The organism is Paraburkholderia sp. BR13439, assembly GCF_040948805.1.
GTDB lineage: Bacteria > Pseudomonadota > Gammaproteobacteria > Burkholderiales > Burkholderiaceae > Paraburkholderia > Paraburkholderia youngii.
Window position 1 is genome coordinate 241,535 of record NZ_JBFPKN010000009.1, and the last position, 26,951, is coordinate 268,485.

At 63.6% G+C, this 26,951-nt stretch carries 23 protein-coding genes and 1 pseudogene; 17 read left to right on the plus strand and 7 right to left on the minus strand.

Annotated elements, in window-relative coordinates:
- Positions 1-2,346, minus strand: coding sequence for a TonB-dependent receptor (locus AB3X96_RS19905; RefSeq protein ID WP_368591012.1), 2,346 nt, complete (start codon positions 2,344-2,346; stop codon positions 1-3).
- Positions 2,347-2,768: 422 nt separating this feature from the next.
- On the opposite strand from AB3X96_RS19905, the gene AB3X96_RS19910 reads away from it, so the two are divergent.
- The 9 genes from AB3X96_RS19910 (at position 2,769) to AB3X96_RS19950 (ending at position 10,530) form a co-directional block, all read left to right on the plus strand.
- Positions 2,769-3,191, plus strand: coding sequence for a MarR family winged helix-turn-helix transcriptional regulator (locus AB3X96_RS19910; protein WP_176106632.1), 423 nt, complete (start codon positions 2,769-2,771; stop codon positions 3,189-3,191).
- An 83-nt stretch (positions 3,192-3,274) separates the two neighbouring features.
- Positions 3,275-3,697, plus strand: a complete 423-nt coding sequence (locus tag AB3X96_RS19915; RefSeq protein ID WP_176106631.1) for a MarR family winged helix-turn-helix transcriptional regulator — start codon at positions 3,275-3,277, stop codon at positions 3,695-3,697.
- Between the two features lie 77 nt (positions 3,698-3,774).
- Positions 3,775-4,875, plus strand: coding sequence for an HlyD family secretion protein (locus tag AB3X96_RS19920; RefSeq protein ID WP_368591013.1), 1,101 nt, complete (start codon positions 3,775-3,777; stop codon positions 4,873-4,875).
- Positions 4,876-4,882: 7 nt separating this feature from the next.
- Positions 4,883-6,454, plus strand: coding sequence for a DHA2 family efflux MFS transporter permease subunit (locus AB3X96_RS19925; RefSeq protein WP_368591014.1), 1,572 nt, complete (start codon positions 4,883-4,885; stop codon positions 6,452-6,454).
- Positions 6,455-6,463: 9 nt separating this feature from the next.
- Positions 6,464-7,885, plus strand: coding sequence for an efflux transporter outer membrane subunit (locus AB3X96_RS19930; RefSeq protein ID WP_368591015.1), 1,422 nt, complete (start codon positions 6,464-6,466; stop codon positions 7,883-7,885).
- A gap of 332 nt (positions 7,886-8,217) precedes the next feature.
- Positions 8,218-8,697, plus strand: a complete 480-nt coding sequence (locus AB3X96_RS19935) for a DUF2778 domain-containing protein (RefSeq protein WP_368591016.1) — start codon at positions 8,218-8,220, stop codon at positions 8,695-8,697.
- Positions 8,694-8,996, plus strand: a complete 303-nt coding sequence (locus AB3X96_RS19940; protein WP_368591017.1) for a hypothetical protein — start codon at positions 8,694-8,696, stop codon at positions 8,994-8,996. Before AB3X96_RS19935 ends, AB3X96_RS19940 begins: the two co-directional genes overlap by 4 nt.
- A 210-nt stretch (positions 8,997-9,206) precedes the next feature.
- Entirely contained in the window at positions 9,207-10,142 is a 936-nt protein-coding gene (gene panE / locus AB3X96_RS19945) for a 2-dehydropantoate 2-reductase (protein ID WP_368591018.1), read from the plus strand.
- Positions 10,143-10,230: 88 nt separating this feature from the next.
- Entirely contained in the window at positions 10,231-10,530 is a 300-nt protein-coding gene (locus AB3X96_RS19950; RefSeq protein WP_176106626.1) for a hypothetical protein, read from the plus strand.
- A 21-nt stretch (positions 10,531-10,551) separates the two neighbouring features.
- Here the strand turns inward: AB3X96_RS19950 and AB3X96_RS19955 are convergent, their stop codons facing one another.
- A complete protein-coding gene (locus AB3X96_RS19955) occupies positions 10,552-10,938 on the minus strand; it encodes a carboxymuconolactone decarboxylase family protein (RefSeq protein ID WP_368591019.1) in 387 nt (128 codons plus the stop codon).
- A 166-nt stretch (positions 10,939-11,104) separates the two neighbouring features.
- Between AB3X96_RS19955 and AB3X96_RS19960 the strand changes: the two genes are divergently transcribed.
- From AB3X96_RS19960 to AB3X96_RS19985, 6 genes are all read left to right on the plus strand, one after another.
- Entirely contained in the window at positions 11,105-12,592 is a 1,488-nt protein-coding gene (locus AB3X96_RS19960) for a PLP-dependent aminotransferase family protein (protein ID WP_368591020.1), read from the plus strand.
- 375 nt (positions 12,593-12,967) lie between these two features.
- A complete protein-coding gene (locus AB3X96_RS19965) occupies positions 12,968-13,420 on the plus strand; it encodes an HU family DNA-binding protein (protein WP_013092256.1) in 453 nt (150 codons plus the stop codon).
- Positions 13,421-13,832: 412 nt separating this feature from the next.
- Positions 13,833-15,242, plus strand: a complete 1,410-nt coding sequence (locus AB3X96_RS19970) for a circularly permuted type 2 ATP-grasp protein (protein WP_368591021.1) — start codon at positions 13,833-13,835, stop codon at positions 15,240-15,242.
- A 118-nt stretch (positions 15,243-15,360) separates the two neighbouring features.
- On the plus strand, positions 15,361-16,311 hold the full coding sequence (locus AB3X96_RS19975) for an alpha-E domain-containing protein (protein ID WP_176106622.1): 951 nt from the start codon (positions 15,361-15,363) through the stop codon (positions 16,309-16,311).
- A gap of 12 nt (positions 16,312-16,323) precedes the next feature.
- Positions 16,324-17,124, plus strand: coding sequence for a transglutaminase domain-containing protein (locus AB3X96_RS19980; protein ID WP_368591022.1), 801 nt, complete (start codon positions 16,324-16,326; stop codon positions 17,122-17,124).
- Positions 17,125-17,243: 119 nt separating this feature from the next.
- Positions 17,244-18,116 carry a peptidase gene (locus AB3X96_RS19985; protein ID WP_368591023.1) on the plus strand — a complete coding sequence of 291 codons (873 nt, stop codon included), beginning with the start codon at positions 17,244-17,246 and terminating at the stop codon, positions 18,114-18,116.
- A gap of 146 nt (positions 18,117-18,262) precedes the next feature.
- Here the strand turns inward: AB3X96_RS19985 and AB3X96_RS19990 are convergent, their stop codons facing one another.
- Entirely contained in the window at positions 18,263-19,468 is a 1,206-nt protein-coding gene (locus AB3X96_RS19990; RefSeq protein WP_368591024.1) for a porin, read from the minus strand.
- 383 nt (positions 19,469-19,851) lie between these two features.
- A complete protein-coding gene (locus tag AB3X96_RS19995) occupies positions 19,852-21,123 on the minus strand; it encodes a YihY/virulence factor BrkB family protein (protein ID WP_184225155.1) in 1,272 nt (423 codons plus the stop codon).
- A 173-nt stretch (positions 21,124-21,296) separates the two neighbouring features.
- Here AB3X96_RS19995 and AB3X96_RS20000 point away from each other — a divergent pair, with 173 nt between their 5' ends.
- Complete coding sequence (locus tag AB3X96_RS20000) at positions 21,297-21,836, plus strand: YbaK/EbsC family protein (protein ID WP_368591025.1); 540 nt, start codon at positions 21,297-21,299, stop codon at positions 21,834-21,836.
- Positions 21,837-21,961: 125 nt separating this feature from the next.
- Positions 21,962-23,521 carry a methyl-accepting chemotaxis protein gene (locus AB3X96_RS20005; protein WP_368591026.1) on the plus strand — a complete coding sequence of 520 codons (1,560 nt, stop codon included), beginning with the start codon at positions 21,962-21,964 and terminating at the stop codon, positions 23,519-23,521.
- A gap of 286 nt (positions 23,522-23,807) precedes the next feature.
- On the opposite strand, the pseudogene AB3X96_RS20010 reads toward AB3X96_RS20005, so the two are convergent.
- The 3 genes and pseudogenes from AB3X96_RS20010 to AB3X96_RS20020 all read right to left on the minus strand — a co-directional run.
- Positions 23,808-24,076: pseudogene (locus AB3X96_RS20010) on the minus strand (SulP family inorganic anion transporter); the annotation flags it as partial.
- A 117-nt stretch (positions 24,077-24,193) separates the two neighbouring features.
- On the minus strand, positions 24,194-24,784 hold the full coding sequence (locus AB3X96_RS20015; RefSeq protein WP_176106616.1) for a YSC84-related protein: 591 nt from the start codon (positions 24,782-24,784) through the stop codon (positions 24,194-24,196).
- 281 nt (positions 24,785-25,065) lie between these two features.
- Positions 25,066-26,454 (minus strand): FAD-binding oxidoreductase, encoded by a 1,389-nt coding sequence (locus AB3X96_RS20020; protein ID WP_368591027.1) that lies wholly within the window; start codon positions 26,452-26,454, stop codon positions 25,066-25,068.
- Between the last annotated feature and the right edge of the window lie 497 nt (positions 26,455-26,951).

Consider the following 26,951-nt stretch of genomic DNA (forward strand, 5'->3'; position numbering starts at 1 on the left):
TCAGAAGTACTTCGTCATGCCCGCATAGACGGCGAAATGCGGACCGTACTGCGGCGCGCCGACGCCGATGCCCGAACCATCGCGCAACTGGTAAACGCGGTTGAATGCGTTGATGACCACCAACCGCGCATCGAACTTGCCGATCATTGGCTCGTTGAAGTGCTGGATCGCGCCGAGGTTGAACTGCGCATAGACGGGCAGGCGGTCGGTATTCGCAAAGCCGCTGCGCAGGCCGGAACCGACGATGCCGTCGAACGTGAAGGTGGTTTGGTGGAAGTCGTATGCCGCGCCGAACGATGCCGTCACGCGCTGGTCGTGATCGAGAAACACCCAGTGGTTCGAGATGAATGCCAGCTCGTCCGCGTCGAAGTTGAACTGCGCGGAGTTGATGTTCTTACCTTGCGCGCGGCTATAGGCGAGGTTCAGATACGCGGAGAGGTTGTCCTGTTTGTAGTTGGCGGTGAATTCCACACCATACGTTTTGCCGTATTGATAGTTGAACGGCGTGAAGATCAGCGCGGAGCCGAACTGTCCTTCGTCGAGTAGGTCGGTCGATTTCTTGTAGTACGCGTCGAGTCCTAGCGTGACGGAAGGGCCGAGCTTCTGCGTGATACCGAGGTCGAAGTAGTGGCTGCGTTCCGGCTGTACGGGATCGTTCTGGGTTGTCGGACTCTGATTCGTCGTGCCGTCGAACTTCGATATCGTCGAGCCGGACACGAGTTCGAACGGCGGTGGCGTGAAGTAGCGCGCGTAGCCGGCGTGCAGCGTAGTCGACGGCGTGAGCGTGTAGACGAGGCCGACGCGCGGACTCAACTGGCTCGCGCTCGTGTACTCGTCCATGCGGTCGTAGCGCAAGCCATAGTTCAGCGTGAGCCGATCGGTCAGCTTCCATTCGTCCTGGGCGTACAGGCTGTACAGATAGCCGGTCTTGCTGCTGCTGTCCTGGATGTTGAAGGGTACGTCAGAAAGCTGGTTGCCGTCCGCATCGGCTGGGAAAACCGACACGCTGTTGTCGAATACCGCGTGCTCCTGCTGCAAGAAGACACCCGCGCGAACCGTGTGACTGTCGTTGATTCGCCAGGTCGTGTCGACCTGCACACCATTGGCCGTGTTGCTATGAAAGTCCTCCGATGCCACGCCGTTGAACATCAGGTCGCCGATCGGATCGGGATTGAACTTCGTGCGCGTATAGCGCGTGAAGAAGGCGACCTGGTAGTCAAGCGCGCCGCCGTTGGTGCCCTGAAGCGCCAGCGCCGCGAAGTTGTTCAGCTCCGATTGCGTTTCGTTAAGTTGCGACGAGTCGAACGTGGTGTGGTCGGCGAGCGCGAAGTTCGGCGTCAACCCCGGCGTGTTCGGAATCTCGAACTGGTTGCTGGTCGCGCCGAACAGCAGGCTCACGCGCGTGAGCGGGTTGATCAGATACGACAGATAGCCGAACGCATTGCCCTCGCGCGTGTGATCGTGAATCGCATTGGCGCTTGCAGTCGGATTCTCGATGCCGAGATTGTTCATGCCGAGCGAGCCGCTCAGATAGTAGCTGAACGGTCCCTCGCTGCCGAACACGTCGGCACTCGTTCTGACAGTCTGATGGCTGCCGCCGAATACGTCGATGGAGCCGCCGTTACCTGTGTCACCCGATTTGGTGCGGATGTCGACGATTCCAGCCGTGCGGTAGCCGTATTGCGCGGGCAGGGCGCCCGTCAGCAGGTTCATCTGATCGATGATGCGAGTGTCGAGCGACTGGCCGAAGCCGCTGATCGGTTCCGGAATAGTGATGCCGTTGATCCGGTATTGCAGGTTGGCGTGCTCGCCGCGCACGTGCACCTGGCCATACGAGTCGTTGGCGACGCCGGGCGCTTGCAGCAACACCTGATTGAGCGGCGTGTTCGCGCCCGCCGGCATCGTGTCGATATCGGCCTGAGTGAAGCGGTAGACGCTGCTGCCTGTCTCGGGCAGCAAGCCGTTGCGCACGGCGTTCAGACGTCGAGCGTTGACCTGCACGTCGAGTGTGTCGCTCTTTTGCAGTTGCACGCTGACGCTCGCCGGGGCGCCGGACTGGGTCGTCGCGATGCTGCTGCCGCTCGCAAAGCCGGTAGCGGTGACGACGACCGCATACGTGCCGGGTGCCACCCCGTCGATCGAGAAATGGCCCGACGTGTCCGAGCTCGACATCTTGACGGAGGCGCCGCTCGCGTCCTGTATCTCGACTTTCGCGTGAGCGACGGGATGTCCCAGAGGATCGGAGACAGTGCCCATCAGTACGGCGTTGCCCGACGCGCCCCATGCGCCCGAGACGACGGCACAGAAGACGATCGCCGCCTGCGCGGTCATTGTGCGTTTTTTCATTGTTGTTGCTCGCTCTATGGACGATGCGATTGATGAATCGAAAGTGTTCGGCAATAGCTCAACCACCTCGCCCCTGGCTGGCAAGGGAAGGACAGGCGAACTGGAGGTGGACGACGGGCGACGGCAAGCCCGTCGATCAATCAGGACGACGTTTCGATGGGAACGGCAGGCAACTTGGTCATAAGCGGCTATTGAGTATGGACAGTCCGCTCATAGGTCGGACGGATTTTGTTGAGCGTCGCGGTGGGCGCTTCTGAGACAGCGACAGCGCCGGAGCACTGATCTCCAGAAATGTTATAACATAACAATTGATGTTGGCAAGTCGCAAACTCAACGCGCACCGTCGCGCTGCCGACAAGGCATTTGCCAGCCGCGCAAAGAAAAACTTGACGCCGTGCATATGCACACATAGACTTGCTTGCATGAACCGACCTGTCTCCTACGACGAATGCAACTGCTTTGCGCTGCGCCAGGCGGCGCGGCACGTCACGCAAATCTACGAGCGCCATCTCGGCAGCGTGGGGCTGACGGCTGCGCAGTTCACGATTCTGGCAAAGCTCGCGCGCACCCCGAACCTGCCGATGGCGGAGCTCGCGGACGCGATGGTCATGGAGCGCACCACGCTGGTCCGCGCAATGAAGCCGCTGCAGCGCGACGGCCTCGTGCTGGCCGAAGCGGCGGACCACGACAACCGCACGCTGCTGTTCAGCCTGACGGAAAAGGGCGAAACCACCTTCGATCAGGCCTCGGTCGCATGGCGCGCCGCGCAGGACGAATTCGAAAAGAAGTTCGGTCGCGCCCGCGCGAAGACGCTGCGCGCGGAGCTGTTCAGCATCACCGACTAGATGGGCACCGGAACCCGCCTCGGCGGGTTTTATAACGCCGCTTTGTGTGCATATGCACTAACGAACAAAGGGAAGTGCAACGAATGGAAGCGCTCCTAGACGACGACTGCTTTGCGATCCGCCAGGCTGCGCGTCACGTATCGCAGATTTATGACCGGCATCTGTCGAATGTCGGCCTGACCATCACGCAGTTTTCGCTGCTGGGGCGTCTGAAGCACACCGGCCCGATGACGATGAAGCAGATCGCCGAAGCCATGCGCATGCAGCGCACCACGCTGGTCCGCACGATCCAGCCGCTGCGCCGCGACGGGCTCGTGTCGAGCGAGGCACTGGGCGCGGATGCGCGCACGCTGCTGATCTCGCTGACACCCGAGGGCGAACAGCGGCTAGCCTCAGCCCGCGCGTACTGGTACGCCGCGCAGGCCGAGTTCGAGCACCGCTTCGGCGTGAAGCGCGCGGCCGCGCTGCGCAGCGAGCTATTTGCCATCACCAAAGTTTCGCTTTGACATAAACGCTGAAGGTAGCAGCCCGGCGCACTGCGCCGTTTTTTTCAACCTGAAGAGTGCATACGCACATCGACATCATGTCCACAACTCCCTCGACCGTCGCGCCCCCGAGCGCGGTACAACCCGCCCGAGCGGCGCGGCGTATCCCGTGGATGCTGCTCGCGATTCTGTCCGTTCTCGTCGTGCTGGCGCTGGCCACGTCGCACTGGTTCTTCGTCGGCCGCTTCATCGAGACGACCGATGATGCCTACGTCGGCGGCGATGTCACGGTGATGGCGCCCAAGGTCAACGGCTTCGTCACCGACGTGCTGGTGCGCGACAACGAGTTCGTGCATGCGAACCAGGTGCTGGTGCGTCTCGACGCCCGCGATTACGACGCGCGTCTCGCGCAGGCCAACGCGGAAGTGGAAAGCGCGCAGGCCGCCGTCACCGAGCTCGAAGCGAAGAAATCGCTGCAGCTCGCGGCGATCAACGAGCAGGCCGCGGAGGTCCGCGCGTCGGGTGCCGAGCTGACGCGCAGCGCGGCCGACCAGATACGCTACCGCGAGCTCGTGAAGGACGACGCGGTGTCGAACCAGGTCGTCGAGAAGGCCGATGCGGATCTGACCAAAGCGCGCGCCGCGGTCGATCGCAGCAGCGCGGCGCTGCTCGCGGCGCAACGCCAGATCGCGGTGCTCGACGCGGAAATCGGCGACGCGAAAGCGCGCATCGCGACCGCGCAGGCCGCCCAGCGCGTCGCCGCGTTGAACGTGGAATACACCACGATCCGCAGTCCGATCGACGGCTATGTCGGCAATCGCACCGCGCGCGTCGGGTTGCTCGCCAACACCGGCGTGTCGCTGCTGACCGTCGTGCCCGCGAGCGGCCTGTGGATCGACGCCAACTTCAAGGAAGACCAGCTGCGCAAGATGCGCGCGGGCGACAGCGTCGAGGTCCAGCTCGACGCGTCGAATACTGCGCTGCACGGCGTGGTCGAAAGTCTTGCGCCGGCGACCGGCGCGACTTTCAGCGTATTGCCCGCGGAAAACGCGACCGGCAACTTCACGAAGATCGTGCAGCGTGTGCCGGTGCGCGTGCGCCTCGACGTGCCGAAGGACATGCAAGGCGTGTTGCGTCCCGGCCTCTCCGCGACGGTGAAAGTGCACGTCGATGCGCGCCATCCGGCCGCGCAAGGATGAATCGATCATGACCGAAGTTCTCGACAACCCCGCCGACCAGCCGACCCGCACCAAGGTCTTCGCATTCGCGCTGATGTGCGTGGGCTTTTTCATGGCGACGCTCGATATCCAGATCGTCGCCTCGTCGCTGCGCGATATCGGTGGCGGGCTGTCCGCGAGTCAGGACGAACTGTCGTGGGTGCAGACCTCGTATCTGATCGCGGAGATCATCGTGATTCCGATGTCGGGGTGGCTGACGCGCGTGTTCTCGACGCGGTGGCTCTTCACGTTCTCCGCGCTCGGCTTCACGGTGACGAGCATGCTGTGCGGCCTCGCATGGGACATCAACTCGATGATCCTGTTTCGCGGGCTGCAAGGCGCGGCCGGTGCGGCGATGATTCCGACCGTGTTTACGACCGCGTTCGTGCTGTTTCCCGGTAAGCAGCGTTTGATCGCATCGACGACGATCGGCGCGCTCGCGTCGCTGGCACCGACGATCGGCCCGGTGATCGGTGGCTGGATCACGTCGCAATGGTCGTGGCACTGGCTGTTCTATCTGAACCTGGTGCCGGGCGTCGCCGTCACGCTGCTGGTGCCGAAGTACGTGCATATCGACAGGGTCGATCTGTCGCTGCTGAAGAAGGGCGACTACATCGGCATCCTGCTGATGTCGGGTTTTCTCGGCTGCCTCGAATACGTGCTCGAAGAAGGGCCGCGCAAGAACTGGTTCGGCGACGACATTATCGTGTTGTGCGCGTGGGTCGCGGCGATCTGCGGGTTTCTGTTCCTCGTGCATGCGTTCACCGCGAGGGAACCGATTGTCGATCTACGCGCGCTTGCGCTGCGCAACTTCGGTATTGGCAGTCTGCTGTCGTTCATCACCGGGATCGGGATCTTCTGCACCGTGTTTCTGACGCCGGTGTTTCTTGCCCGCGTGCGCGGCTTCGATTCGTTGCAGATCGGTCTCGCGTTGCTGTCGGTCGGTTGTTTTCAGTTGCTCGCGCTTGGCGCGTACTCGACGCTCGCGCGCTTCGTCGACATGCGCTTGCTGATGGTGTTCGGCCTTGCGCTGTTCGGCATCGGCTGCTATCTGTACGTGCCGTTGACGAACCAATGGGGCTGGCAGCAGTTGCTGATTCCGCAAGCATTGCGCGGAATTGGCCAGCAGTTCTGTATTCCGCCGATCGTGACGATGGCGCTCGGCGCGCTGCCGCCGTCGCGGCTGCGCTCCGCGAGCGGGCTGTTCAATCTGATGCGTAATCTCGGCGGCGCGATCGGCATCGCGGTCAGCAGCACGATGTTGAACGACCGTCTGAATCTTCATTACGAACGGCTCGACGAACATCTGAACGCGGGCCGTCCGGTCGTCGAATCGATCTTGCAGAAGCAGGCCGAGTATCTGTCGGCAGTCGGCGGCAACGTATTGAATGCCGCGAATGCGGGGCTGGCCGAATTGCACGAGGCATTGATGCGCGAAGCGCTGGTGCTCGCGTTCTCCGATGCCTTTCTGGCGGTTGCGCTGTGCTTCGTGGTTGCCTTGCTGAGCGTGCTGTTCTCGCGCCCGTTCGGCAACACCGCGCCCCCGCCCGATGCCCACTAGGAGTCCAACATGAAACGGATGGTGATGAAGTTAGTGGCGGGCGCGGCATTTTTGACGCTCGCGGCCTGCGCGGTGCAACCGGCCACGCACGCGGATTTGCCGCATGCGGTGCAGACGCTGGCGCCGGCCGCCTGGAGCGTCGACGCACCGCAAGACAGCGTGAACACCGATGCCTGGTGGGCGCAATTCGGCGACCCGGTCATGCATCAGCTGATCGAATCGGTATTGAGCGGCAACCTCGACGTGCAGGCCGCGGCCGAGCGTGTGAAGCAATCGCAGGACCTGGTGACGCAGAATCGCGCGGCTCTGCTGCCAGAGCTGAATGCGAACGCGGGCGCATCGACCGAGCGGCAGAATACGCCGCCGCCGCTCGGCTATGTGCGCCAGGCCGGCTTCGGCCTCGCCGCGAGCTGGACGCCTGATGTGTTCGGCGGCGAACGGCTCGCGGTGCTCGCGTCGCAGGCGCAGGTGTCGGGTAGCGTTGCGGCGCTGAACCAGTTGCGGCTCGCGCTCGCGGCGAACACGGCGGCTGCGTACATCGATCTGCGCTGGGCGCAGGCCCAATTGCAGATCCTCGACGAAAACGAGCAGATTCGCAGCCGCGCCCTGAAGCTCACGCAGCAGCGTCTGCATTACGGACTATCGACTCAGCTCGACGTCGCCCGCGCGCAGAATCAGTTGCAGGACTTGCAGGCACAGATTCCGCGCATGCAATCGACGGTGCAGCATCAGCTGAGCCTGATCGCCGTGTATTCGGGGCGTACGCCGGAAAGTCTCGATACGCTGCTGCTTTCCAACGCGCGCGAGATTCCGGTGCCTGCACAAAGCGCGCCGCAGGTATTGCCGTCCGACGCGTTGCTGCATCGGCCCGACGTGCACACCGCCTATGCGCTCGTCGAACAGCGTGCGGCGGAAGTGGGAGTATCGAAAGCCCAGCGCTATCCGCAGTTCAAGATCAACCTGACGAATGGGCTGCTCGCATCGTCGTACCTCGGCTTGCCGACGCTGACCGACAATCTGTTCAGCGCCGCGTTGAATGCAACCAGCCCGATCTTCAACGCCGGGCGGATCACCGCGAACATCGACGCAAGCGAGAGCCGCATGCGCGAATCGCAGCTCGGCCTGCAGCAGACGATGCTGCAGGCGCTGAAGGAGGTCGAGGACAATCGCAGCGATCTCGTCAGCGGCGCGGCGCAGGTGCAGCGTCTGGCCGGTGCGCTCGATGCGTCGAATCATGCGCTGCGTCTGTCGACCGAGTTGTACAAGGGCGGCGCGTCGAGCTTCCTCGATGTGCTCGACGCGCAGCAAGCGTATCTGCGCGACTCGGAGTCGCTGAATCAGGCGCGGCGCGAGCACGCGCTTTCGGCGATCGCGCTGTACCGGTCGCTGGGGGGCGGGTGGGAGCAGGGGGAAACGGTGGCGGCGCAGTGAAGGCGGCGGGGCGCGTGACGCTGGGTCGTCCACGCGTCAAGTGGGGGATTCGCGCGGGGGACGTCTGATGTTACTGGAGCGGTGCATGGTGCATGCATTGTGTGCTCGTTCGAGCGCTGCTTCAATGTGACGGATCGTTAAATGTGAGGGGCAAGCGCGCGAGGTCATGCATTCGGCCGACAAGCGATGGTAAAAGGGTAGTCCTACTCACGATATAAGGAATCCGTAATCGTGAAGATAGTCCTGCATCTTTGGTTCAAGTGCGATCGCGGCGCAGACAGTAGTGATTTGATTTATGTGCGCGGACATCAGTGCTGAAGGGGAGAAGAACAATGCCTGTTTTCTGTAGTTTCACGCTCAATAAGCGCGAGATGTCGAGTTTCGATTGTCCTGGATTTGGTAAGGTCGAAGCGTATTCCGGTCGCGGCGTGGGGCGCGATAATCCTGATGCTGCTTCGATGCCCATGGTCGGCGCTATCCCGCGTGGGACCTACTATCTCGTAGATCGCCAATCGGGTGGCCGATTGGGTTGGTTACGCGATCTGAACAACGAGCACTTTGGCAGTACGGACCGAAGGAAATGGTTCATGCTCTGGAATGCTCAAGGCGGCGACAGCACCCTGATTCATGGTGTCCGTCGCGGTAACTTCCGCCTGCACCCTGAGGGCCCGTTGCGCGAAAGCGATGGTTGCATCACCGTACAGAGCGGCGATGGCTTCGAGCGGCTACAGCGCTACATCCGCTCACGAAAACCTGATTTGACCATTCCAGGCAGCAACATGAAAGCGTACGGGCGGGTGGAAGTCCGATGAAGCGCATTGCAATCTTTGCTTGGTGTATTGCCGGGTTTGCGTTGTCCTGCTTGGGAGGATTGCATATGACCCGCTTCCTGTTGGCGCATTTCGTCTTCGACATACCGATCTGGCTGTCAATCGCCATTCGACAGGCGCTACTCTGGCTGGACCCCGATTACAGCCCTGACGCGTTGGACGTCGAGGACACATGTACGTTGCTCATGTTCCTCGCATCAACCCTGGTCATTGCGACCGTCATCGCCATTGGCAGCGTCATCGCTTGGCGGCGTCATCGCAAAGCGTCCGTTCCGTCGTAAAACTTGTTGGATTCGCGCGGCGCGCCGGTCTGTTCGGGCTGCTGCGCGCACGCCATGCAACGGGCACCATGGACCCACGGGCAACGCTCCCCGGAACCGATTCCCAATCTTTGCTACATTCTGCACAAGAAGCACACACGCGGCACTATCGGGATGCGTCCACCAGCGACGCGCATGATCGGCAAACCGAAATCTTTCAAGAGGCTCACGATGCGAATTCTGGTAGTAGGGGCGGGCGCGGTAGGCGGTTATTTCGGCGGACGTCTGGCGGCGGCGGGGCAGGACGTGACCTTCCTCGTCCGCGCCGGTCGCGCGGAAAAGCTGCGGCGCGACGGCCTCGTCATCAACAGCCCACGGGGCAATCTCCAGTTGCGCGACGTGAAGACGATACTGGCCGGGGTCGCCAGCGAGCCGTTCGACCTCGTGCTGCTGAGCTGCAAAGCCTACAGTCTCGATGACGCAATCGATTCGTTCACGCCATTCGTCGGCGAAGAAACGCTGATCCTGCCGATGCTCAACGGCATGCGCCATATCGAGGTGCTGAGCGCGCGCTTCGGCAAGGAGCGCGTGCTCGGCGGCCAGTGCGTGATCGCCGCGACGCTCAATGCGGAGCAGCACATCATGCATCTGAACGACATGCAGGCGATTACGTTCGGCGAGCTCGTGGGCGGCACCTCGGAGCGCACCCAGGTGATTGCCGATGCGATGTCGGGCGCGAAGTTCGACGTCGCGGTCAGCGACAACATCCTGCTGCGCATGTGGGAGAAATGGGTGTTCCTCGCCACCTTGGCTGGGAGTACCTGCTTGATGCGCGGTTCGGTCGGCGATATTCTGGCTGCGCCTGACGGCAAGCGCGTGATCGAGAATCTGCTCGGCGAATGCCGCGCGGTGGCCGAACACAACGGCTTCACGATGGACGCGGACTTCGACACGCGCGCCGCCCAGGTGCTGCTGACGCCGTCGCCGCTGACCGCGTCGATGTTGCGCGACGTCGAAAACCGCTCGCACACCGAGGCGGATCATATTCTCGGCGACCTGATCACGCGCGGCGGCGACGCGCAAAAAGGCGAACACGCGTTGTCGCTGCTGCGCATCGCCTATAGTCATCTGAAGACGTACGAAGCGCGCCAGACCCGCACTTCCTGACGGCTCGCCGCGGCCGGCGCGAACGCGGATCGGGCGAACGGCGCGCCGCGCGCGAGCGCCGCCGCAACCTGACGATCGGAGGTCAAGCATGCCGACTCCCACTGGCTCGGTGCCCGCGCTCAGCGCCGCTTCCGCGACCGTGTTCTCGATCGGCATCGTGTTTCTGGGCTACTGGGGCATGTATGAGCCGACCGCCTGGCATAAGGCCGACATCGTGGTCTTCGTGCTCGCGCTGGCTGGTTTCGCATGCCTCGGGCTCGTGCCTTGGATGGCGACGAGTCCCGTCGAGCCGGAGAACAGCGACTCGCGCGTGCGCATCGCGCGGCATCTGTTTCTCACGGGCGTGACCGCGATCTGGCTCGCGGTGGCGGTTTCCGTGATCTTCTGAGGCCCAGCGAAGGCGCGCCGCTTACTCGGGCATCTTCCTGAACGACACCGCAATCCGGTTCCAGCCGTTGATCGCAACGATCAGCAGCGTCAGGTCGCTGATTTCCTGCTCGCTGAAATGCGGCTTCACTGCTTCCCATACCGTATCCGGTACGCGCGTTTGCGCGACCAGCGTCACCGCCTCCGTCCATTCGAGCGCCGCGCGTTCGCGCGCGGTGAAAAACGGCGCTTCGCGCCACGCGGCCACCGTCGCGAGACGCCGTTCGGTTTCGCCGTGCTTGCGCGCCTCGGTCGCGTGCATGTCGAGGCAGAACGCGCAGCCGTTGAGCTGTGACGCGCGAATCCGCACGAGTTCGGCAAGCGTCTTGTCGATCGTGCTCTTGCCGATCGTTTCCTCGAGCGCGAGCATCGCGCGCGTGCCGCTCGGGCTGGCCTTGTAAAGTCGAGACGTGCTTGCATCAGAGTCCTCGTGAGTGTGCGAGGGGCGTCCAAATGGGCGTCGGTGGAGGTAAGCTTACGTTCGCCACTGGTCTTTCGAAATAACCATTTCGCCGTTATTTGAGGTAGCCACCCGAATGGACATTCACATCGCGGTCGAAGGCCATCACGATCTGTCCGGACAGATTTATCGGCAGTTGCGCGCGGGCATTCTCGCAGGGCGTCTCGCCGGCGGCACGCGTCTGCCGTCCACGCGCGATCTCGCGACGCAGCTCGGTGTATCGCGCAAGACTACGCTCGATGTTTTCGAGCGGCTGCTGTCCGAAGGCTATCTGAGCGCCCGCGCCGGTTCGGGCACCTTCGTCGCCGACGGGCTCGAACGGCTGCCCGCCGAGCGCTCCGCGCAGGCGCGCGCGGCGGCTCGTTCGCGCGAGCGCGACACCGCGCAAGCGAAGGCCGCCGCACGCGCGCAGCCGCTGTGGCAGCAGTTGCCCGACAGTCTGCCGTTGCCGCGGCCGTCGGTGCCGTCGCCGCTCGACTTCATCGGCGGCGCGACCGACAAGGCGCTGTTTCCCTTCGACGTCTGGCGCCGCTGCGTGAATCACGCGCTACGCGGCCAGGCGCGCAGCCCCGGCACCTATCGCGAGGCCGCCGGTGAGCAGCAGCTGCGGCTCGCAATTTCGCGCTACCTCGCCTTCAACCGCGCGGTGTCGAGCAACTGGGACGACGTGATCGTCACGCAGGGCGCGCAGCACGCGCTCGATCTGATCGCGCGCATCACGCTGCGGCCCGGCGAAATCGCGGCCATCGAAGACCCCGGCTACCCACCCGCGCATGCCTGCTTCACGGTGACCGGCGCGCGCGTGGTGCCGGTTCCGGTCGATAGCGAAGGCCTGATCGTCGGCAAGCTGCCGGACAAGGCACGGCTTGTCTACGTGACGCCTTCGCATCAGTTTCCGCTCGGCATGCCGATGAGTCTCGAGCGTCGCGTCGAACTGCTCGAATGGGCGCAAAAACGCGGCGCGGTCATCATCGAGGACGACTACGACTGCGAGTACCGTTTCGAAGGCCGGCCGATGGAGCCGCTGAAGAGCCTCGATCGCGCCGGTCTCGTCGCCTATGTCGGCACGTTTTCGAAGACGATCTTTCCCGAGCTGCGCATCGGCTACCTGGTGCCGCCGGCGTCGTTGCACGGCCCGCTGCTGAAGGCGCGGCAGATCGCTGATTGTCATGGCTGCACGCTGACGCAAACGGCGCTCGCGGCGTTCATGCTCAATGGCGACTTCGCGCGCCATCTGCGGCGCATGCACAAGGCTTATGCGGCGCGCCGCGCGATGCTGCTCGAGCATCTGCAAGGCGACCTCGCGCGCTGGTTCGAACCGATCGTGCCGACTGCCGGCATCCATCTGGCGGCACGGCTGAAGGGGCCGTTGGCGTCGCTCGGCGAAGAGGCGCTCGTCACCGCCGCGCGCGAAGCGTCGATCGGCCTCTATGGACTCGCGCCATTTCACCATCGCGTGACACCGCAGCCTGGGCTGATGTTCGGCTATGGCAGCATCGCGGCCGAGCATATCGACACGGCGCTGACGAAGCTCGCCGGCATCCTGCCGCGCATCGCTCGCTGAACCGGAACTCGGCGCAAGCGCGGCGTAGGCATCGTCGAAGCGTCGGGGTTGCGTTGCTTGACGTGTCAAACGAAGAAAATGCCCTGATTCAAGGGGCGAAAACACCAGCTCGCCTCGCCGCGACCACCTCGAAACCGCCGCCGAAACGAACTGTAACGAGCGTTACTCCTGCATGTTAAAGACCTTGCCGCGCACGTTTTAGCCGCTAAAACAGGTACTAAAACGTGTTGGACCGTTGGCGCCACGCAAAAAACTTCATCGCAATACATAAAAGAGTCGCGCAAATCGCTTTGGCGCTTGTAGAATCCGGCGTTGAAGCGTGCACATACGGTGTGCGCTTCGAGCAATTCACTGACCACAACAGGTAGGAGAAACATGCCGACTTCCGCAAAAAAGGTGGCCAAGAAGGCTGCTGCCCCGGTACCGACCAAGAAGGTTGCTGCAAAGAAAGTCCCTGCGAAGAAGGCCGTCGCAGCCAAGAAGGTCGCCGTGAAGGCGTCTGGCGCACCGACGCCGATCAAGGACACCTTCACGAAGGCCTCGTTGGCAGCTCACATCGCTGAGCGTGCTGCAGTGGAACCGAAGACCGCCAAGGCTGTGCTGGCCGCGCTCGAAGACACGATCCTCGGCACGGTGCATAAGAAAGGCGCTGGCGAATTCACGCTGTCGGGTCTGCTGAAGATCGTCGTGCAGGCTGTGCCGGCGAAGAAGAAGCGCTTCGGCAAGGACCCGTTCACGGGTGAAGAGCGCTGGTTCCCGGCCAAGCCGGCAAGCGTGCGCATCAAGGCACGCGCGCTGAAGAAGCTGAAGGACGCAGCGGCTGCCTAAGCGCGTTGTTCTCACGCTCGGGCGTCGGCATGGCGCGGTCGTGTTTTATCATGCCTGACGTTTGAGTGCGTGAAAAAGCGCCTGCATGCAGGTGATCGAAGTCCCCGTGGATGAGAATCCGCGGGGACTTTTTTTATGCGCTCGCTTCGTAGCGCTCATCGCATCCATTGGCGAAACGGCGGGTGCGCCTCTCATAGTGTGCTCCCTGATGGCGCGCGCGCACCTGACTGGCGCATCATGATCCACGACAGTACGATCAAGGCAATCCGACGCCTTGCGGATGCGCCGCTACCGTGCACGTCAACGCGCATCATCACGACATATACAATGGCATAACGCTTGCTTGATCGAAGGTCGAATACCGAATGCGCAGCGCATTCGCCTTCTATTTGACAACAAGACTGGGGCTGACATGCGATGCTATGACGAGATGCGCTATCACGACGATGGCGTACGGCCGCATTACGCGCGCTTCGAGCGATGGTTGGACAGCCAGGGCAACGAAGCGATCGCACGCAAGCGCGCGGAAGCGGACCTGCTGTTCAGGCGCGTCGGCATCACGTTCGCGGTGAACGGCGACCTGTCCGGCACCGAGCGGCTGATCCCCTTCGATCTGATTCCGCGCATCATCCCTCGCGGCGAATGGCAGACGCTCGAAGCGGGTTTGCGACAGCGCGTGCAGGCTCTCAATCTGTTTATCCACGACGTCTATCACGATCGCAACATCGTGCGCGCGGGCATCGTGCCGGCCGAGCAGGTCTATACCAACGCGCAGTATCGTCCGGAGATGCAGGGCGTCGACGTGCCGCTCGGTGTTTACGCGCATATCGCGGGCGTCGACGTGGTGCGCGCCGGCGACGAAGGCGAGTTCTACGTGCTCGAAGACAATCTGCGTGTGCCGTCGGGCGTGTCGTACATGCTCGAAAACCGCAAGATGATGATGCGGCTCTTCCCCGAGCTGTTCGTGCAGAACCGCATCGCCCCAGTCGCGCATTACCCCGATCTGCTGCTCGATACGCTGCGCTCGGTCGCGCCGGAAGGCGTCGACGATCCGGTCGTCGTCGTGCTGACGCCGGGCATGTACAACTCCGCGTACTTCGAGCATACGTTCCTCGCGCAGCAGATGGGCGTCGAGCTCGTCGAAGGCAAGGATCTGTTCGTCGACGACAACTACGTGTTCATGCGCACCACCCAGGGGCCGAAGCGCGTCGACGTGATCTACCGGCGCGTCGACGACGACTTTCTCGATCCTCTCGCGTTTCGCCCCGACTCCGCGCTTGGCGTGCCGGGTCTGCTGACCGCGTATCGCGCCGGCCGTGTCGCGCTCGCGAATGCGATGGGCACCGGCATCGCCGACGACAAATCGATCTACCCGTACGTGCCCGACATGGTCCAGTTCTATCTCGGCGAAAAGCCGATTCTGAACAACGTGCCGACCTATCAGTGCCGCAAGCCCGAGGACCTCGCCTATACGCTCGCGCATCTGCCGGAGCTGGTGGTCAAGGAAGTGCACGGCGCGGGCGGCTACGGGATGCTGGTCGGCCCCGCCTCGACGAAGGCCGAAGTCGAGGCCTTCCGCGAGCGGCTGATCGCGCGTCCGGCTGGTTATATCGCGCAGCCCACTCTTGCGCTGTCCGCGTGTCCGACCTTCGTCGAAGCAGGCATCGCGCCGCGCCATATCGACCTGCGGCCGTTCGTGCTGTCGGGCAAGACCACCACGATGGTGGCCGGCGGCCTCACGCGGGTCGCGCTGCAGCAGGGCTCGCTCGTCGTCAATTCATCGCAGGGAGGCGGGACCAAGGATACCTGGATGGTCGACTGATGCGCCGCAAGCGGCACGCAATGCGCGATGCGCCGCCGTCGCTCAACGGATAACCAGCGCGGACTTTCGTCGCTGACGAAGGCCTCGCGCGTTCAGATCACAGTTATGGAACGCCGTCATGCTTAGCCGAACCGCCGATCACCTCTTCTGGATGGCCCGCTATATGGAGCGCGCGGAGAATACCGCGCGCATGCTCGACATCAACCTGAAGGCGCAACTGCTGCCGCAGACGCCCGAACAGGAGGCTCGCGCGCAGCGCTCGGTGCTGCGCATTTCCGAGCTCGAAAGCGCCTTCGCCCAGCGTTACGACGAACCGACGCGCGACCACGTGCTCGACTTCATGGTCGCCGACGCGAGCAATCCGTCGAGCATTCATTCGTGCCTGCAAGCCGCGCGCGAAAACGCCCGCGCGGTACGCGGCACGCTGACGACCGAGTGGTGGGAAACCATCAACGACACGTGGCTCGAATTCAACGAGCGGCTCGCGAGCGGGCAGGCCGCGGGCAATCCCGGCTCGTTGTTCGAATGGGTCAAGTTCCGCTCGCATCTGTCGCGCGGCGTGACGATCGGCACTGCGTTGCAGGACGACGCGTTCTTTTTCACGCAGCTCGGCACGTATCTGGAGCGCGCCGACAACACCGCACGGATTCTCGATGTGCGTTTCGCGAACGTCGAGCCGAACTCGCGCGACGCCGCGCGCCAGCTCGAGGACTTCTATTACTGGACCTCGATCCTGAGTTCGGTGTCGGCGCTCGAGATCTATCGGAAGGTGTATCGCGACGTCGTGACGCCCGCGCGCGTCGTCGAGCTGATGATCCTCAATCAGCAGATGCCGCGCTCGCTGCTCGCCTCGCTCGACGGCGTGTGCAGCAATCTCGCGATGCTGCGCACGTCGGGCTCGAACCAGTGCGAGCGCTTCGCCGGCAAGCTGCGCGCCGAGCTGCTGTATGCCGACATCCGGCAGATTTTCGAAAGCGGTTTGCATGGCTATCTGACGCAGTTTCTCGCTCGCGTGTTCGAGCTGGGCAATCTGGTGGCGCGTACTTATCTGATGCTGCCAGTGGCCTGACGGAGTTTTCTCATGTGCCTGACGATCCGCCACGACACCTCTTACCGCTACGAAGCGACGGTTCATTATTCGATCCAGCAGTTGCGCCTGACGCCCTCGAGCGGCGCCGGGCAGACCGTGCGGCGCTGGAGCATCGACGCGCCGGGCAAGCTCGACGCCACACTCGACGCCTACGGCAACGTGCTGCATACGCTCGTCATCAACAAGCCGCACGATGAGATTCATCTGCGCGTGTCGGGCGAGGTGGATACGATGCCGCTCGTCGACGGCGTGCTGCGCGATCCGCCCGGTCCGATTCCGCTCGAGCATTTCACCTGCGCGACGCGTCTGACCGAAGCCGATGGCGCGATCCGCGAACTGGCGGAATCGGTGGCGAATCTGGCGAGTCCGGCAAGCCTGATTGCGCTTGCCGAGCAGATCGTGCAGCGCGTGCAATACCGGCCCGGCGTGACCGAGGTCACGAGCACGGCCGCCGAGGCGCTCGCGCTCGGCAACGGCGTGTGCCAGGACCATGCGCATCTGATGCTCGCGTGCTGCCGCGCGCGTGGCGTGCCGGCGCGCTACGTCAGCGGTTATATCGAACCCGGCGACGTGCCGCATGGCGCGAGTCATGCATGGGTCGACGTTTGGCTCGAAGACAAGGGCTGGATTTCGCTCGACGTTACGCATGCCGGGTTTGCCAGCGAGATCTATTGCCGGCTCGCGGTCGCGCGCGACTATGAGGCGGCGGCACCGGTGCGCGGCCGACGCATCGGCGGCCTCGAAGAGGAGCTTCACGTGGCAGTGGCGGTCAGCGCGCAGATGTCGCAGTAGCCGCGTTGCAACGCTAAAGGCTGCAAAAAAGGCCATAAAAAAAGGCCGTAAGCACGGGTAAAAGGCGCCAGTGCGCCGCATTACAATAGCCCGGTTCCCTCGCGTTCTGCGGATTCGTTATGACCTACTGCGTAGCGATGGCCGTCAACGACGGCCTCGTATTCCTGTCCGATACGCGTACCAATGCGGGCGTGGATCACATCAGTACCGCGCGCAAGATGTCGGTGTTCGAGCAGCCCGGCGAACGCGTGCTGGTGCTGCTCGGCGCCGGCAATCTGTCGATCACGCAGGCGGTGCTGCACGAGCTGTCCGAGCCCGCCGATGCCAGCGAGCCGACGCTGTGGAGCGTGCCGACGATGGCCGACGCCGCGCGCGTGGTCGGCAGCGCGGTGCGCCGCGTGCACGAGCGTGAAGCCGCGGCGCTGCAGAAGTTCGGCGTCGACTTCAATTGCAGCTTCATTCTCGGCGGCCAGATCGCGGGCAACCGCATGCGGCTTTTCATGATCTACGCGGCGGGCAATTTCATCGAGGCGTCGGCGGTGAATCCGTACTTCCAGATCGGCGAGGCGAAGTATGGCAAGCCGATCATCGACCGCGTGCTGACGCCGTCCACACCGCTCGACGAGGCCGCGAAGTGCGCGCTGATCTCGATGGACTCGACGCTGCGCTCGAACCTGTCGGTGGGCTTGCCGCTCGATCTGCTGGTCTACGAGAACGATGCGCTGCGCGTCACGCGATTCGTGTCGATCGATCGCGACAACGCGTACTTCGACATGATTCACCGCACGTGGGGCGAGCGTTTGCGCCAGGTGTTCGCCGAGATTCCCGATCCGGACTGGCAGCAGTCGCTGGATGCGCCATCGCCGCATCCGGAGCGGGCGCTGGTGCTACATCGCGCGCCGGTCGGCGCGGATGGCGTCGAGCATGAGCACGATGTGTCGCCCGCGCAGATTCTCGCGCAAGCCGACAAGGGCAAGGCCCAGCGGCGCTAGCTGCGTCGGATTCGGAGCGCGTGTCGCGCTCGTCGAATCACACCAAAACCTCGGGACGAAAAAAAACCAGCCATCGGCATCGCCTGTGGCTGGTTTTTTGGCTACGCAGCTCGTCAGCTGCGTAGCAGGTCCGACTTGAAGTTCGATCAGAACTTGTGGCGGATACCCAGGCTGACCATGACCTGGTTGTTGGTGCTCGACTGGTTGCCGTACGAACCGATCGAAGCCGTCGACGGCACGAGGGTACCGGCACCCGTAGTAGCCGTAGACGGAACGCGCTGGTTGCCGCTTGCGTGCTGCCATGCGCCGACCAGGTAGAAGTCCGTACGCTTCGAGAGGTTGTAATCGCCGCCCAGCGACACCTGGTTGTAGGTCGCGGTTGCGTCGCCCGAGCCGTGCGTGTACGCATAGCCGATACCGAGCAGCGCTGCCGGCGTGAGCTGGTAGCCCACGTATGCGCGGCCGACGTTGTACTTCTGCGTCGTCGCGAAGCCCGAGTTTGCGTCCGGGCGGTACTGTGCGTTGCTGTACGACAGGTTGCCCGTCCACGGACCCGTCACGTACTGAACCGCTACCGAAGCGATGCCGATCGACTTCGAGAACGCATATGCCTGGTTGATGCCGGCGTTGTTCGGGAAGTTGGTGTCAAACGTGGCGCCCGGCGCTGCCGTACCTGCCCAGCCGCCTGCAGTCGCACGCGTAGCCGGCGAATTGGCATTGCTTGCGTGCAGGTAGCCTGCAGCGACGCTGAACGGACCCGTTGCATACGTTGCCGCGCCCGACCACGTTTGGCCCGAACCCGTCGCGCCTGCGACGCCGCCCAGAGCATACAGACCTTCGATCTGGAAGCCCGACCAGACCGGCGACACGTACTTCAGCGAGTTGATGACGCGGAAGCTGTTGTCGTTGTTGTCGACGTCGCCCGGCGTAGCGAACGTGCTACCGAAGTAGTTGTCGCCCGTCAGCGGCTGGATCATGTCGACCAGCGGGTCGTACTGACGACCGGCCGTGAACGTGCCCCATGCGTCGCCCGTCAAACCGACGTAAGCCTGACGACCGAACATCGAGCCGCCTTGCTGCAGCTTGCCGGTGTTGATGTCAAAACCGTTTTCCAACTGGAAAATTGCCTTCAGGCCGCCGCCCAGGTCTTCCGTGCCCTTCAGGCCGAAACGGTTACCTTGGAGGTTGCCGCCAAACAATTGAACGAGGCTGCCGCCCTTCGGCGTAGCGTTGTTCACGTACTGGATCGACTCATCCAGCACGCCGTACAGGGTCACGCTGCTTTGCGCGTGTGCGATACCGGCGACGCCCAGGAGCGCCAGCGAGAGGGTAGACAGTGCGATTCGTTTCATCCATTTCTCCACGCAGATGATTGTTCGTTGTTGCGGAAAGCAGAATAGCTCAGCGCATCCGCCGGGTAGAAACGGAAAAAAAAGAGTGTCGCCAAAAACTGACAATCGATGCAAACCCTTGTATTTAAAGCCATCAACGATTATTTCTATTTGCGCAATATTTATTGGTCTGATGCGCATTATTGTTGATTTGTTGATAGTGACTGGGTGATTTGACGCACTTTCGGCGTCGATTTGCATGGAAAGTGTAATCTAGTCGTCTACACGTCTGTCTGATTTTGTAGCGAAAGCATAAAAGAAACGGCCAGCAAAATGACTAGACATGCTGGACAGAAAAGGTGCGTTGTGTCCAAGCGCGATCGAGCGGTTTCCGGCAACACGTTTCAGCGCCTATCGGCGCCACGGCGCGCCACGGCCGCGGCCGTGAGCCCCGCGGCGGCCGCGAGCAGCACCGAGGTCCAGGGGTTGCGTCGCACGTAACGGTCGGCGGCCGTCGCCTTGCGGCGCGCTTCGACGATGGCCGACGCCGCGAGACGGGTGGCTTGCGCTTCGACGTCGAGCACCTTGCGCGTCACGTCGACCGCCGTTTCATGCGCGGAGCGCTTTTGCACCGCCGCGTCGATCCCCGACGGCGGCAGCGGCGCGGTCGTGTGGCCAGCGACGGGCACAGCCGAGCGAGCCGAAGAAACCGCATTTGCCGCGACGGTCGATGCCGCCAGCACCGACGCGAGCTTCGCGCGGCTGCCCGGCGGCGCTTCTGCCTGCATGCCCCAGCCGCCGCGCGGATCGTGCAGCCTGCCGCGCGCCGCCGAGAACTCCGCGCCGAGCAGCAGCACCAGCGCCGAGAAGTACAGCCACATCAGCAGGACCGCGAGCGAGCCGGCCGCGCCGAACGCGCTGGCCATTCCCGCATGCGCGAGATAGAGCGCGAACAGCTTTCTCCCGGCCGTAAACAACACGGCCGCGACGATGCCGCCCACCAGCGCATCGCGCCATAGCACCCGGGCGTCGGGCAGGAACTTCAGCAGTCCGGCGAACGCGAAGACCAACACGAGCAGACCGACGCCGAGCTGTAGCAGATTGCCGATCACGACATACGGCGAGTCGCCCCACAGCCATTCGCCGATAAAGGCGATGACCGTATCGAGCACCAGCGACACGATCAGCAGGAACGCGACGCCGAGCACGAGCCCGAACGAAATCAGCCGCACCCGCACCAGCGCGAGCCAACTGGCCGTGCGCGGCCCGCTGTACGGCCACACTATATTGAGCGCGCTGTTCAGCGACGAGAACGTCGCCGACGCGCCGATCGCCAGCAGTGAAAAGGAAATGATCGTCGCGATGCCGCCTTTGGCGCCCGCGTGGTGCGCGTTTTCGACGATCGTCTGCACGCCGGCCGCGGCCTGGTCGCCGATCAGGCCGTTGATGTGGCCGAACAGCTCGCCGCGCGCGGCCGCCGGTCCGAAGAACCAGCCGGCCACCGCGATCACCATCACGAGCGTCGGCGCGAGCGAGAACGCCGCATAGAACGCGATGCTCGCCGCCATCTCCAGACAGCGGTTCTCCGTGAACTGCCGAAGTGCGCCCATCGCCCAATTGGCCTGGTGACGCGCGGCCTGCTGGAGGTTCTCGCGAGAAAGGGTGTCGATGTCCATGATCGTGTCTGAATCGTGACGGCGCTTTCACGGTGTTTGCTTCGCCGCAAACCTCGTGCCCATCACTATACAAGTTAAGCGGTGGGCTTCATGGCCTGCTTGCATGGCCCGTTCCGCGGCCGCCCGCGCGTACCGCTAGAATGCAGCGGGTTAATGTCACCTTTCCGCTCATCATGCATTCGCACGAACTCGTACGGCAACTGGACGTCATCGAGCGCGACCAGTGGAGCGCGCATCTGCCCGCGCATGTCATCGAACAATTGCCGGCGCACGGAATCACGGTGTTCGCGGTTACCGATGACGCCTCCGACACCGCCGCATTCAGCGCGCGCTATGGCTTCGGCCTCGAAGACTGCGCGAACACGATCGTGATCCGCTACAAGAAAGACGGTGGCGAGCACTATGCGGCGCTGGTGTCGCTGGGCTCCCGGCGGCTCGACATCAACGGCGCAGTGAAGGCCGCGCTCGGCGCGCAGCGGCTGTCATTCGCGAAGCGCGAGGCGGCGGTCGAGCATAGCCAGATGGAGTTCGGCGGCATCACCGTCTTTGGTCTGCCGGCCGAATGGCGCGTGCTGGTCGACGCCGCGGTGATGGACCGTGCGCAGATCGTGATGGGCGCCGGCGTGCGCGCGGCCAAGCTGCTGATGTCGCCCGACGTGCTGCGGCAATGGCCGCGCTGCGAAGTGGCGGCGCTGACGCTGCCGGCGGATTGAAACCCGCAACCTTGAAGTAGCACTGAAGTTTTCCGCCGTTGCGCCGTTAATCCCGACAACGACATGAAACGTTTGCGGCGTCCGCTTGCGCGGACCGCCGCAAACCACGACAAGGGATACGGAAGATGGAACGGTTTCGCCTGAAAGTGCGGCTGTGGCTCGCGCTCGCGGTGATGTGCATGGGCATTCTGGCGATCGGCCTGTGGGGAGCGTACAAAACGCGCGACACGATGATCGCCGATCGCGAGGACGAGCTGAAAAGCGTCGTCAGCATCGCGTACAGCGTGCTCGATCGCTACAACGCGCTCGCCGCGTCCGGCACGATGCCGCTCGCCGACGCGCAGCGCGCCGCGATGGACGACCTGCGCGCGATGCGCTACGACGGCGCCGGCGGCTACCTCGTGCTCGAAGACAGCCACGCGCACGTGCTGATGCATGCCACGCGCGCCGACCTCGTCGGCAAGGACATGACCACCGTCACCGATCCGGACGGCCGTCATGTGTTCAAGGAGGGTTCCGACCAAACCCAGCGCGAAGGCGAGGCATTGGTTCATCTGATGTTCCCGAAGCCCGGCACCGACCAGCTCGCGCCGAAGAGCAACTACATGCGGCTTTACAAGCCGTGGGACTGGACCATCGTCACCGGCGTGTTCACGGACGACATCGAGGCGATGTTCTACCGCACCCTCGTGCAATACGTGATCGCGGCGGTAGCGCTTTGCGCGCTCGTGTCGCTGGTGATCGGCGTGATTCTGCGCAGCATTCTGCGTCAGCTTGGCGGCGAACCGGCGTACGCGGTGCAGATCGCGTCGCGAATCGCGGACGGCGACCTCGACGTGATCGTCGATACGAAGACCGGCGACAGTACCAGCCTGCTCGCCGCGATGAAACGGATGCAGCAGCGTCTCGCGCAGGCGATCGAGCAGATTCGCGGCGGCGCGACGCTGATTTCGTCGGTATCGAACGAGATCGCCGCGGGCAATTCGGATCTGTCGCGCCGCACCGAGCAGCAGGCGGCGGCGCTCGGCGAGACCGCGTCGAGCATGGAGCAGATCACTGCGACCGTGCGTCAGAACGCCGACAACGCGAAGCAGGCGAGCCAGCTCGCGCACAACGCTTCGGAGACCGCGGCGCGCGGCGGCGCGGTGGTCGGCCAGGTGATCGACACGATGCGCGGGATTTCACAGTCGTCGCACCGGATCGGCGACATCATCGGCGTGATCGAAGGGATTGCGTTTCAGACCAACATCCTCGCGTTGAACGCGGCCGTCGAGGCGGCGCGCGCGGGCGAGGAGGGCCGCGGTTTCGCGGTGGTCGCGGGCGAAGTGCGTACGCTCGCGCAACGCAGCGCGGCGGCCGCGAAGGAGATCAAGGCGCTGATCGAGGAATCGGCCGCGCAGATCGCGGGCGGTTCGGAGCACGTCGGACGCGCGGGCGACACGATGCAGGAAGTCGTGCAGGCGGTACGTCGCGTCAACGACATCATGGGCGAGATCAGCGCGGCGTCGGCCGAGCAGACCTCGGGCATCGAGCAGGTCAACATCGCGGTCGCGAGCATGGATCAGACGACGCAGCAGAATGCGGCGCTCGTCGAGGAAGCGAGCGCGGCGGCCGATGTGCTGAAGACGCAGACCGGGCAATTGTCGGCGGCGATCTCGGTGTTCAAGTTGCCGGAGCAGCGCTAAACCGCCAGGCCGCGTTGCCGGCGCTCATGTCGACGGTCACGCGAGCACTCACCTCACGCGCGCTCGCAACGCGGTGCGTGTGTCACGCGAAGCCGATTCCCGCGCGGCTCAACAATTGGCGGTTGCGCTCCGACAGGTTCTGCATCCGCAACTCTTTGCCGCGCCTTGCGATAGCGCTCGGCCAGCCCCTGCAACGCGGCGAGCGCCGAATAATCGGCGAGCAGCAGGTGATTGCAGTCGACGGTCACGCTCGCCGGGTCGCGCGCGGGATCGAACAGCTAGTGAAGGCGCCGCGCTCACCGACGAGCGCGACGATCACGACGGCCATCGAGCCCGCCGCGCCCGAAATCATGCAGGGACGTCCGCCGAATAGCGCGGTGATGGTGCAGATAAAGAATGCGCCGTACTGACCCATCTACGGATTCAGATGGGCGACGAGCGCAAAGGCGATGCATTCGGGCGCCAGCGCGAACGAAGAGGTCAGGCCTGCGAGCACGTTGCTGCGAATGCCGGACAGCCAGGGGGCCGACCGGAAGCGGGACCAGCGGTGATCATGTTTTACGAGGTGGCGCCCGAGCGGAATGCTGAGGCCTGCATGGGCGGCGCTGAACGGGCTTGGCAACGCGCGCGGCTGCGCGAGGGATGCGTCCGCTGGGCGCTCCGCTCAGATACTCAAATAATCAGCCGGGACACCTTCGTGCCTTCGAGCGACACGCCGGCCATCAAACCGCCGTTAGTCAACACGAAAGCTTGCACCGGACTCGTTGCGGTCGAGGAATCGACCGCGCCGTTCGCGCCGACCTTCAGCACGGCGACGGTCGCATTCGCGCCGACCGCCCAGCCCTGGCTGTGCATGAATTCGTCGAGCGCTTCCTGCGTCATGAACAAAAACACGAGCGCCTTCGACTGCGCGCCGATCTGCAACCCGAACGAGCCCGCGACCGTGCTGAAGTAGCCGACCGTGCGGCCGCCGATGCGCATCGCCCCTTCACCATACTGTGCGCCGACCCAAAAGCCGGCCGAGATCACCGACGGAAACACCAGCACGCCGCGCGCTTTCGCAACGAGCTCGCGCGAACCGTCGACGTTTTCGTAGAGACGCGCGAGCGTCGAGTCGACGCCGGCGTTGATCGTGTCGCGCTTGCCGGCATTGGCCGACGGCGATGCGTTCGAGGACGGCGAAGTCGTCGTGCAACCGGTGAGGCTCAGGCCTGCGACGGCCAATGCAGCGCTGCCGGTCATGATGAATTGTCGTCTGCGCATGACTGTTTTCCTTTGCGTTTCTCACGCATGTTGTACGTTATGGAAGAGTGCGGCGAATTGCCCGCCTTGCTTTGCTTTGTTCTCATTTGCGCACGAGAGGTTCCGTGCGCGCGATGATTGTCGTTGAGCGGGCGTGCCGCGACGCGCGAAGCACGCATCGCGGGCATCCACGGCCGACAAAGCAGCAGGGAGCGTGCCCAAGGGCCGCGCCGCCTTGCGCGAGGGCGGCGCGGCGATTTGCAGTTCGCGGTTTTTGCGCTGCTTGCCGTTGCGCGTCGTCGCTACAGCGTTGGGCGAATGTTCTGGTTATGGCGGAACAGGTTGTGCGGATCGTAGCGGTTCTTCACGGCGACGAGCCGCTCATAGTTGGGCCCATAGGCATCCGCGATACGGCCGCCTTCTTCCTCGGTCATGAAGTTGACGTACACGCTGCCTAGCGCAAACGGGCGCGCCGCGTCGAAAAAGTCGCGCGCCCATGCGACGCAGCGCTCGTCGTCGCGCGCATCGTCCCAGCGGCCGTGCACGTTCATCGCGTATAGCGTCTCGCGAGCCGGGTAAGCGGTTGCGTCGACCGCCACGCGCTGCGTTTGCGCACCGATCAGCCCGAAAAAAATTTCGCATTGCGTGGACGGCAGCGTGTCGATCGCGCGGATCAGTGCGTCGATCAGACCATCGTCGATGGTGGCGAGGTTGTGCGACTTCCAGTAGTTGCGCGCGCCCGGTGTGAGCAGCGGATCGAAGGCCTGTTGCCAGACTTCGAGGGGCATCGGACCGAGATGTTCGCCGAGCGGCTTGCCGAAGCCGCGCGCGGCTTCCACCGCGTCCGGGCCTTTGTCGACCGGGCCGTTGTAGCACATCGCGAACACCAGCACGGGTTTGCCGTGCACGTCGGGCGGCAGGAACGGCAGCGGCGGCGCGAGCCGCGCGACCGCCCAGACGGCCAGCTCGTCGGGCATTGCCGGCGCGGCATCGCGGTATTTGATCAGTGCTTCCTTCGCGTCGGCGAGCGGCAACACGACGAGGCCGCCATACACGAGCGGGCCGACCTCATGAAGCGCGAACTCGAATAGCGTAACGACGCCGAAATTGCCGCCGCCGCCGCGAATCGCCCAGAACAGATCGCCGTGCGAAGTGGCGCTCACGTGGCGGAACTCACCGTCGGCGGTGACGATGTCGGCCGCGACGAGGTTGTCGATCGTCATGCCGTAGCGGCGGCTCAGCCAGCCGAAGCCGCCGCCGAGCGTCAGACCTGCGACGCCGGTCGTCGAGTTGATGCCGAGTGGTGTCGCGAGTCCGAATGCCTGCGCTTCGTGATCGAAATCATGCAGCGTCGCGCCGGGTTCGACATACGCTCGCCGCGCTTGCGGGTCGATACGCACCGATTTCATCGTGGACAGATCGAGCACGAGGCCATCGTCGCACACAGCGGTGCCGCCGATATTGTGGCCGCCGCCGCGAATGGCGAGCGGCAGGCCGTTGTCGCGCGCGAAGGCGACGCCGCTGCGCACGTCGGCCACACCCGCGCAGCGCAGGATCATCGCGGGAGTACGGTCGATCATCGCGTTCCAGATGCTGCGCGCGGTGTCGAAGCCCGGCGTGTCGGGCAGCAGAAGCTGGCCGCGCAGTGTGGATTTGAATTCGTCGACGGCGCTGCTGGAGATAGTAACCATGTTGTACCTCGTCGGAGAGGGGAGGGCGCTCGCACAACACTGCTCAGCAGACCAAACAAAATGCGGGCGGTGAATGAAAGCGGATTGAGAGGTTCGGCTGCGTGCAGTAAACGGGGCGGCGCGACGAAGTCAAACAAAGGTTTACCCGCGTATGGGGACGATCCCGCGCAGTAGCTCGCGGGGGCGGGCGTTTGCGGGCAGCGCAACGACGATACGCGACGGTAGCGCGGAAGATGGTGGGAATGCTCCGGAAAAAGCGTGCGTGCCGATGTGTTGGTTATCTGACGCGCTGGTGGTTGTGCCACGACACTTTGCAGATGGAGTGGGTCGCGATCGCGTACGGCTGAGCCGCACGTTCGGCGACTGTGCGCGGCAGCGCACATCACGACATCGCTCTTTGCGACGCACAGGCGTTATGCAACGACGCGTAATGTTTCGCGCGCGCCTTTCGTTGATTTTCATAGTGTTGTCTATTGGATTTCTCTCATTCGGCTTTT